We start from the raw sequence: 1,760 nt of genomic DNA, 5'->3' as shown, positions 1-1,760 counted from the left end.
GCGTCCGACGTCGGCAATGCGCTGCCCCACGCGCTCGCATGCGCATGCTGGTGCACGTTGCACGCATTCGCGCAGCCGCACATCGCGGCGGCCGCCGCCCGTTGCAGCGGTGCGCCGTTGCGCTGCGTCGCGCCCCAGCCGCCATAGCCGCCGTACTCGCGCACGGGCGACCAGTCCGGCATCGCGGGCGGAATCGGCGTGTCATGCGACGCAAACGGTCCCGCACCCCACACGATCCTGCCGCCGACCACCGTCAGCAACGCGGTCGTGCCCGCGATGTCGTCCTCCGCGCACGCGAAGAAATCGCGGTCCGGGACCACCAGGTCGGCAAGCTGCCCGACCGCGATGCGCCCCTTCTTGCCCTCTTCGTTCGAGAACCACGTCACGTACTCGGTCCACATGCGCAGCGCCGTTTCGCGATCGAGCAGGTTGCGCTGCGGATACATGCGCAGGCCGCCGACCGTCTTGCCCGTCACGAGCCATGAGAGCGACACCCACGGGTTGTACGACGCCACGCGCGTCGCGTCCGTGCCGGCCGATACCTTGAGCCCCTTGCCGAGCATCTTCGCGACCGGTGGCGTGGCTTCGGCCGCCTGCGCGCCGTAGCGCTCGACGAAGTATTCGCCCTGGTACGCCATCCTGTGCTGCACCGCGACACCGCCGCCGAGCGCGGCGATCCGGTCCATCGATTTCTCGGAGATCGTTTCCGCGTGATCGAAGAACCAGTTCAGCCCTTCGAGCGGGATGTCCTTGTTGACCTTCTCGAACACGTCCAGCGCGCGGCTGATCGTCTCGTCGTAGGTCGCGTGCATGCGCCACGGCCAGCGGTTCTGCGCGAGCACGCGCACGACGCCTTCGAGATCGTCTTCCATCTGCGCCGGCAGATCGGGACGCGCGACGCGGAAGTCCTCGAAATCCGCCGCCGAGAACACCAGCATCTCGCCCGCGCCGTTGTTGCGGAAGTAATCGGTGCCGTCGTGATACTTGACGCTCTTCGTCCAGTTCACGAAGTCTTCCTTCTCGGCGTTCGGCTTCTGCGTGAACAGGTTGTACGCGATCCGGATCGTCATCTCGCCCGCGTCGTGCAGCTTGCGGATCACTTCGTAATCGTCGGGGTAATTCTGCGAACCGCCGCCCGCGTCGATCACGCCCGTCACGCCGAGCCGGTTCAGCTCGCGCATGAAGTGACGCGTCGAGTTGTACTGATACTCGAACGGCAGCTTCGGCCCCTTCGCGAGCGTCGCGTAGAGGATCGTCGCGTTCGGGTTCGCGAGCAGCAGGCCCGTCGGGTTGCCGGCGGCGTCGCGCAGGATCGTGCCGCCCGGTGGCTCCGGTGTGTCCTTCGTGTAACCGACCACGCGCAGCGCGGCCGCGTTCAGCAGCGCGCGATCGTACAGGTGCAGGATGAACACCGGCGTATCGGGCGCGGCCGCGTTGAGCTCGTCGATCGTCGGCAGGCGCTTCTCCACGAACTGGTGTTCGGTGAAGCCGCCGACCACGCGCACCCACTGCGGCGCGGGCGTGATCGCGACCTGACGCTTGAGCATCTCCATCGCGACGGCGAGCGAAGGCACGCCGTCCCAGCGCAGCTCCATGTTGTAGTTCAGGCCGCCGCGAATCACGTGGCAGTGGTTGTCGATCAGGCCCGGCAGCACGCCGCGGCCGTCGAGGTCGACCACCTTCGTCGCGCGGCCCGCGAGCGGCATCACGTCCGCGTCGTGGCCGACCGCGACGAAGCGGCCATCCTTGATCGCGACGGA

Annotated in this window: 1 protein-coding gene; it reads right to left on the bottom strand. The window is 67.7% G+C overall.

All coding sequences use genetic code 11. From position 1 onward, the window contains the following. Positions 1-1,760 (bottom strand): amidohydrolase (locus WS46_RS26770; RefSeq protein WP_059692310.1); only part of this gene is annotated, 1,760 nt, incomplete at both ends.

The organism is Burkholderia sp. RF4-BP95, assembly GCF_001521985.1.
GTDB classification, from domain to species: domain Bacteria; phylum Pseudomonadota; class Gammaproteobacteria; order Burkholderiales; family Burkholderiaceae; genus Burkholderia; species Burkholderia diffusa.
Note: the sequence above shows the minus strand (reverse complement) of the source record. Positions and strands in the feature narration are given on the sequence as shown.